General features: G+C 72.0%; 5 protein-coding genes. 3 read left to right on the plus strand and 2 right to left on the minus strand.

Features of this window, described 5'->3' with window-relative positions; all coding sequences use genetic code 11:
* Positions 1–253: 253 nt before the first annotated feature.
* Positions 254–1,879, plus strand: a complete 1,626-nt coding sequence (locus HV826_RS31610; RefSeq protein ID WP_176420783.1) for an N-acetylmuramoyl-L-alanine amidase — start codon at positions 254–256, stop codon at positions 1,877–1,879.
* A 7-nt stretch (positions 1,880–1,886) separates the two neighbouring features.
* Entirely contained in the window at positions 1,887–2,987 is a 1,101-nt protein-coding gene (locus HV826_RS31615; RefSeq protein WP_176420784.1) for an LpqB family beta-propeller domain-containing protein, read from the plus strand.
* Here the strand turns inward: HV826_RS31615 and HV826_RS31620 are convergent.
* Positions 2,977–5,352: a PAS domain-containing sensor histidine kinase gene (locus HV826_RS31620; RefSeq protein ID WP_255217514.1), complete on the minus strand. Its 2,376-nt coding sequence runs from the start codon at positions 5,350–5,352 to the stop codon at positions 2,977–2,979. The two genes, HV826_RS31615 and HV826_RS31620, sit on opposite strands and share 11 nt — an antisense overlap.
* Positions 5,353–5,659: 307 nt before the next feature.
* A complete protein-coding gene (locus HV826_RS31625) occupies positions 5,660–6,643 on the minus strand; it encodes a carboxypeptidase regulatory-like domain-containing protein (protein WP_176420785.1) in 984 nt (327 codons plus the stop codon).
* 123 nt (positions 6,644–6,766) lie between these two features.
* Between HV826_RS31625 and HV826_RS31630 the strand changes: the two genes are divergently transcribed.
* Positions 6,767–7,426: hypothetical protein (locus tag HV826_RS31630; RefSeq protein WP_255217515.1), on the plus strand; the 660-nt coding region annotated here is incomplete at its 3' end.

Below are 7,426 nucleotides of genomic sequence, written 5' to 3' on the forward strand. Positions count from 1 at the left end.
CCGATGCCTTGGTTGTCAGGGCTTACATGTGGGCTGTGCCTGATTCCAGGAGGTTGTGTCGCCGGGTGCCCGGTTTTCGGGCGGATTTCTTGACGGGGAGGTGGAGCATCCATGCTCCATCTGGAGTCGGGGAAAAGATGAGCTCCCTGGGAACGCGTGGTTGGCATGCATGGTGCTCAGGTGTGGGCCGCTGCGCCGCTCCCGTGAGACGGGGGCGACCGTGGAGCTGCTGACCCCCCTTCAAGGAGTTCCGATGCACGTGTTTCGCAAGACGTTCGCGGCGACGGCCGCGGCCATGGCCCTGGCGGCCTGTGGCCCCCAGCCCGAGGCGTCTCCGGAAGAGACGGCCCCTGAGTCGCAGGTCCCCGCGGGCGCGGTGGATGACGCCGCCCGCGCGGTGGCCGACGCGGCTCGCCGCACGCCCAACGAGCTGGACGCCCAGTTCGCCAAGGCCGCTGGTGAGTTCAACGTCCCGGTGAGCCTGCTCAAGGCCATCTCCTACGCGGAGACGCGCTGGGAGCACGTCCTGGGCGAGGAGGAGTTCGAGGGCCGCCCGGCGGCCTTTGGTCTGCTGGGCCTGCGCGGCCAGCTCATCACCGACGGCGCGGCCCTGGCGGGCGTGTCCGAGGACGCGGTGCGTGGCGAGCCGCTGGCCAACCTGCGCGCGGGCGCCGCGCTGCTGTCGAAGTACGCCGACGAGGCGGGCATCGACCGCGCGGACCTGGGCGCGTGGGCCCCGGTGGCCGTGCGCCTGACGGACATCTCCGACCCGGACATCCAGGCGCACTACATCCACAACGACGTGTACGCCGTGCTGCGCGAGGGCGCGGGTGCGTTCACGCCGGCGGGCAAGGTCGCCGTGTCGCTGGAGGCCACCCAGGTCGAGCCCAAGTTCGCCCTGCCGAAGATGCAGGCCCTGGCGGCCGGCCCGGACTACGCGGCCTCCATCTGGCGCCCGTCGCCCAACTACAACGCGCGGCCCGCTGGCATCGGGCAGCAGATGGTCATCATCCACACCTGTGAGGGTGGCTACTCGGGCTGCTGGAGCTGGCTGACCAACTCCGCCGCGGGCGTGAGCGCGCACTACGTGGTCAATGAGACGGGCACCGAGGTGTCGCAGCTGGTGCGTGAGACGAGCCGCGCCTGGCACGTGGGCGCCGCCTACCGCAGCAGCCTCAACGGCGGCGTGAAGTCGAACCTCAACGGCCGGTCGACGAACGACTTCTCCATCGGCATCGAGCACGGCGGCTACGCCAGCTCGGCCTCTTTCAACACGGGGATGATCAACACCTCCGCCAAGCTGACGTGCGACATCACCCGGGACCGGGGCATCCCGCGCGACAGCTACCACATCGTGGCGCACGCCCGGCTGCAGCCTGAGAACCGCACGGACCCGGGCCGCAACTGGCCGTGGACCACCTACATCAACCAGATTCGCAGCTACTGCGGTGATGGCGGCACGACCTCGGCCATCGTCGTGGACAGCAACAACGCCAACAACAACGCCAGCAAGGGCTACATCGCGGTGCCGTCCACCTGGCAGCGTGGCACCAGCGCGGGCTACTACGGCAACGACTACTACTTCGCCTCCACGCAGGCCATCTCCGAGCCGGCGGTGTTCCACTTCCACATGCCTTCGGCGGGCAGCCGGACCATCCAGGCCTGGTGGGTGCAGGGGACCAACCGCTCTCCCGCGGCGCCCTTCGTGATTACGCACACGGGTGGCAACAGCACGGTGACGGTGAACCAGCAGGCCAACGGCAGCAAGTGGGTGACGCTGGGCACCTACAACTTCGCCGCCGGCTGGAACAAGGTGCAGCTGAGCCGCTGGGCCTCCGAAGGCTACGTCGTCATGGCGGACGCCATCCGGATTCAGTGAGGTGGTGATGCGAGGCCTTGAACGGCTTCAGCGTTCCTGGCCGTGGCGGGCGCGGTGTCTGACCGCGCTCGCCGTGCTCGGTGTCGGGTGTTCCGGCCGGTGTGGCGGGACGCCCGGCCCTGGGCCGCTGTCGAAGGAGGAGGCGGGCGCCATTCCAGGCGCGGTCATCTTCTTGTCGGAGCGGGCGGGGCGGAAGGATGTCTGGAAGGTGAGTCCGGACGGCGTGGAGACGCAGCTGACGCGCGGCGAGGAGGACGTGTACCCCGGTCCCCTGTCGCCAGACGGCAAGTCGCTGCTCGTCATCGCCGCGGCGGAGGAGGGCGGGCTGCACCGCCAGCAGATGCGCGTGTTGCCCATGGATGGAAAGAGCCCGGCGCTGCCGCTGCACCCGCCCCGGGCGCGGGCGCGCAACGCGAGCTGGGCGCCGGACGGCACCTGGTTGGTGGCCGAGTCCGACGCGGAGGGCTTCAGCGACGTGGTGCGCCTGGAGCCCCGCGAGGGCGTGCCGGAGGTGCGCCTCACGCAGGTGCCCCAGGGCTGCTTCGAGCCGGCGGTGTCTCCGGATGGCAAGGAGGTGGCCTTCGTGTGCAGTCGCGAAGGCGACCCCGAGGTCTACGTGGCGAACGCGGATGGAAGTGGTGAGCGCCGCCTCACCTTCTTCCACCATGAGGACCGCACGCCGAAGTGGAGCCCGGACGGCAAGTGGCTCGTCATCGTCAGCGACCGCGAGCGCAAGGACCGGCTGTACTTCCTCCGTCCGGATGGCTCGGACCTGCGCGCCGTGTCGGGCGAGTCCTTTGCTGGCGACGAGCGCGAGGCCGCCTGGAGTCCGGACGGGCAGCGGCTGGCCTATGTGAGCCGGCTGCCAGATGGGAACACCCGCATCTGGGTGGTGCCGGTGGCGGGCGGCGCGCCCGTGGCCCTGACGGATGGCAAGCTCCGGGACGACATGCCCGCGTGGAGTCCGGACGGGAAGTACCTGGCCTTCGTGTCCGAGCGCGAGGGCGACACGGATGTGTACCTCATGCGCGCGGATGGCACCGGGCAGACGCGGCTGACGACCGCCAAGGGTCCGGACTGGCTGCCGCGCTGGGCGCCTACGCGCTGACGGCGGAGCCGTCTCCCGCCGCCGGGTCCTGACCATTCGGGACCTGGGGCGGGAGCGGGGTCGCGCCGGGCGGGGCCACGGGCAGACTGAAGCTGAAGGTAGAGCCTCGGCCGGGCTCGCTCTCCACCCAGATGCGCCCGCCGTGCGCTTCGATGATGAGGCGGCTGATGTACAGCCCCAGCCCCAGGCCCTTCGCGTCCGCCGCGCCGCTCTTCCGCGTGCGGTAGTACTTGTCGAAGACGTGGGCGGCGTCTGCCGGGCTCAGGCCGGGGCCCAGGTCCGTCACCGACACCACCACCTGTCCCGGCTGGAGCTGGGCGCGCACGGTGATGGGCTGCCCGCCGGGGCTGTACTTGGCGGCGTTGGTCATCAGGTTGACCACCACGCGCTCCAGCCTCGTCGCGTCCACCCAGACAGGGGGCAGGCTGCCCTGGACCTCCAGGTGGAAGCGCTCGCGCACGTCGGGGGCCACGTCCTGCTCCAGCACCCCTTCCAGGAAGCGCGCCAGGTCCCGGGGCTCGCGGCGCGGCGTCTCCCGCTGGGACTCCAGCCGCGCACCCTCCAGCAGCTCCTCAATCATGGAGCTCATCCAGGCCACGCTGCGCTGGATGGACTCCGTCATGGATTCCTCCCGCTCCAGGTTCCGCTCGCGCAGGGCGCGCCGCAGCAGGCCCACGCGCAGGCTGATGGTGTGGAGCGGATTGCGCAGGTCGTGGGAGATGAGGCTGACGTATTCCTCACGGAGCCGGTCCAACTCGTGGCGCGTCGTCACGTCCTGCGCCGTGGAGACCACGCCGCGCACCTTCCCGCCAGGACCGAAGACGGGGGCCGCGGTCATCAACACCGGCAGCCGGCTCCCGTCGGGGTGGAGGATGAGGAACTCCTCGGGCCCCACGAGCTGGCCCGTGAGCAGCGCGCGGACGATGGGCACGTCCGTCCTGTGGACCGGCTTGCCGTCAGCGGTGAGCACGAACGGGCTGTCCCCTGTCATCTCCAGCGTCACGCCCTCCAGCGGGCGCCCGAGCAGCTGCTCCGCGACGGGGTTGGCCACCAGCCCGCCGCCGTCCGCCGCCACGAAGACGATTCCCACGGGCGTGTGGTCCAGCAGGGCCTGCACCTGGCTGCGCTGCAGCTCCGCCTCCTCGCGGGCACGCTGGACGCTGGCGAGGTGTCGCTCCCGCTCCGTCACGTCGCGGACGACGGCGAGCACGCTGGGGCCCTCCGGGCCTGACACCGGGCTCAGCCGCACCTCCAGCGACAGCGGGCTGCCATCCTTGCGGCGGCCGTGGATGGCGCGCTCGCCCAGGCCGGTGTCCAGGCTGCGGCCACCGAAGAGCCCTTCGGGGACCAGCACCTCCACCTCGCGTCCCAGCAGCTCCTCGCGCGGATAGCCGAACACCCGCTCCGCCTCCGTGTTGACGAAGCGCAGCAGGCCTCGTGCATCCACCGTCAGCAGCGGCGCGGGGGTGGTCTCCAGCAGGCCCCGGTAGCGGGCCTCGGAGGACTCCAGCGCCGAGGTGGCCTGTTGGCGGTAGGCCTCGATGAGGTCCAGGGCCCGCGCGGACAGGAGCACGAGCGCCGCGCCGCCCGCGCTCACGATGGTGGCGAAGATGGGGAGCTTCGCCTCCAGGTTGATGGCGCGCGCGTCGTGCAGGAGCATCAACACCATGCCCACCAGCGAGGGGCCGATCAGCACCACCGGCACCAGCCGGCGCGCGAGGAAGCCGCCGAGCGAGTCGCGGGTGATGCGGCTCATCAGCCCCAGCCCCGGTCGCGCGCAGAGCGTGCCCACCGCCAGCAGCAGCAGTGTCAGCGCGGTGGGCAGGCCCATGCTGCGCTCGGCGAGGAAGGGCAGGGTTCCCACCATCAACAAGGGGCCCATCAACAGGCCGTTGAGGCCCAGCGCCGAAGTCACCAGCGACAGCACGACCAGCGTGTCGCGCAGCCGGACGCAGCGGCCCCGCTCTGGGAGCGCCAGGGCCACGCCCAGCAGCGTCATGCAGATGGCGGAGAGGGGGGAGGGCCGAGGGAGCGCCGAGGCGTGCTCATCGAGCAGGCGCAGCATCAGGGCCTCCGCCCCTGCGTCCCAGCCGGTGAGGTCGCGCAGGAGACTCACCGCGCCGATGGCCAGCATCACCAACGCGCTGGCGGTGGCCGCGGGCTCCTGGTGGCGGGACGGGCGGCGGCGCAGCCGCAGGCCCAGGGCGGCGCCGCCGAATATCATCGCGATGCCTGTCTCCGGCGTCATGGGAATGCCGGCCACGCCGGGCCTCAGCATCTCCACGTTCCAGGCCCAGCCCAAGAGGTACAGCGCGCCCGCGAGCGGGACGCCCAGCGTGGCGAGCCAGGCGATGCCGCGGGCCATGGCTGCGCTCCGACGCTGCGGCCTCCAGCTCTCGTTCATCGTGGCGTCCCCCAGGAACGCACAGGGCTCCTCCCGTGACGCACCGGCCCGAGGCCCGTTCGAGACACTCCCGCGAGAGAGATGCGTCGCGCCCTTGCTTCCGGCATCGGACGAGAGTGCGGCGCAGCGACGGGTGCGGACGGATGGGCGCCGCCAGTCCATTGGCTCGAGCCGCGCGCGCCTCCCATGGAGGATGGGGGCGGCCCGCGCGCGGGGCAGCGGGCCCCGAGCAGCCGAGCCGCGAGCGGAAGGCCGGACGCCGCGCTGCCTAGGGCGGCGGGTGGAGGCCGGGATGGACCGTGAGCACCAGCCCCCAGCCCGGCGCCACGCCCACGTTGCGTGGCACGTAGCTGTCCATGCCCGTGACGGACAGGAGGAAGGCCTCCGCGTCCGCGCCCGAGTGGACGTAGACAAACAAGCCGTCCGGGCCGGTGCCCTCCTGGTTCGCGCCCTGGAGGTCGGCGGTGGGGTAGTGGATGCGACCGGCCAACGCCTCGTCGTCGGGGGTGAGCTTCGCGCCCGTGACGGGATGGCCGCTTGCGTCCACCACACGGCCCAGCACGAAGCCGGCGTCGCGCAGGGTGGCCGCCCGGTCGTCGGTGTGGCCCCGGATGGCGCTCTCCCCGATGGCGACGCTGAGCGCGTCATGGAAGGCGTCCGGCAGTGCCCACACGCGCGCGCCGACGATGTCCGTGCGTGGCCGGGCACCGGTGAAGGCGGAGTCGTAGACGACGGTATGGCTGGGCACCAGCCCCGCGGCCTCCGCGCCCACCGCGAGGCTCAAGTGCATCTCCCGCACGGCCACGTCGCGCACGGTGAAGGCGCCATCCGCGGCGGCCGGCGTGGTGCCGAAGGTGGCGTTGGCGTCATTCACCGCCAGCCGCAGGGGCTCCGTGGCGGTGAGGGGCGCTCCCTCCAGCGAAGGCAGGGGCAGGCCCCGGGCCTCGAGCAACCGCCGGGCCTCGGGGAGCAGGTCCACCGTGCCGCTGACACCGATGTGGAGGTTGTCCAGGTCCACGGCCTCGGCGTCGTCGGTCTGCACGCCAGGGTCGGGTGTGAAATCGCCAGGGCCGCAGCCCAGTGAGAGTCCCAGCACGGCACATGGAACCATCAGGAGAGGACGCATCATCGCGGGAAACCTCTCCACGGCCCCACGCGGCGGCAATCCACCCCGCGCCCCGTCCGTCCCCTGGTCGACGCCGCGGTGGCGCTGACCAGGGGGCTGGAGGGCGCCGCGCTGTCCGAAAAACATCAGCGCCGCGCCCCGGAGTGGGACGCGGCGCCGTTCATGTGGACGCCAGATGTCGTCAAACCAGCCAGAGCGAGGCGGCCATCACCCGCCCCGCGGCGGGGTCCGCCTCAGCGCCAGCGGCTGTTGCCGCCGGAGGACGACGACGAGCCCGAGCGGCCGGACGGAGGCGCGCTGGAGCCCGAGGACGACTTCCCGCTGCTGCTGCCACCGCGTCCCCAGCCCCCGCCGCTGGAGCTGGAGCCCGAGCTGCTGCTGGAGCCCCGGTTGCTGCTGCCGCTGTTACCGGAGCTGCTGCCACCGCGTCCCCAGCCGCTGCCGCTGGAACCCGAGCCGCTGGAGCCCGAGCTGCTGGAGCCCGAGCCGCTGGAGCCCGAGCTGCTGGAGCCCGAGCTGCTGCCTCCACGCGTGTTCCAGCCGCTGCCGCTGCCCGAGCTACCGCTGTTGGAGTTGCCGCTGCTGGAGTTGCCGCTGCTCCCGGAGTTGCCGCTGCCCCAGCGGTTGCCGCTGTTGTTGTCGCGCGAGTCATCGTCCTTGGGCGCGGCGTTGTTCGTGGTGCGGCCCGCGGGAGGGCTGCTCCAGCCGCTCCCGGAGGCGTTGTTGTTGGGCGCGGCGTTGTTCGAGGTGCGTCCCGCGGGAGGGCTGCTCCAGCCACTGCCGGAGTTGTTGCGCTGGCCACGCGACGGCCGGTTGTTGCCGCTGGAGCCGCGCGGCGTGGTCCAGCGCGTTCCTCCCGGAGGCGGCCGGGTGCCGCTGTACGTGTTGCCAGGGACCACGGGGCGGGCG

The organism is Myxococcus sp. AM010 (assembly GCF_013372585.1).
In the GTDB taxonomy this organism is placed as follows: Bacteria; Myxococcota; Myxococcia; order Myxococcales; family Myxococcaceae; genus Myxococcus; species Myxococcus vastator.

What these genes read in the sequence shown, in the direction of transcription:
- HV826_RS31610 (WP_176420783.1), top strand. Translation starts at nt 254, where the DNA reads ATGCACGTGTTTCGCAAGACGTTCGCGGCGACGGCCGCGGCCATGGCC.
- HV826_RS31625 (WP_176420785.1), bottom strand. Translation starts at nt 6,643, where the DNA reads ATGTTTTTCGGACAGCGCGGCGCCCTCCAGCCCCCTGGTCAGCGCCAC.
- HV826_RS31615 (WP_176420784.1), top strand. Translation starts at nt 1,887, where the DNA reads ATGCGAGGCCTTGAACGGCTTCAGCGTTCCTGGCCGTGGCGGGCGCGG.
- HV826_RS31620 (WP_255217514.1), bottom strand. Translation starts at nt 5,352, where the DNA reads ATGGCCCGCGGCATCGCCTGGCTCGCCACGCTGGGCGTCCCGCTCGCG.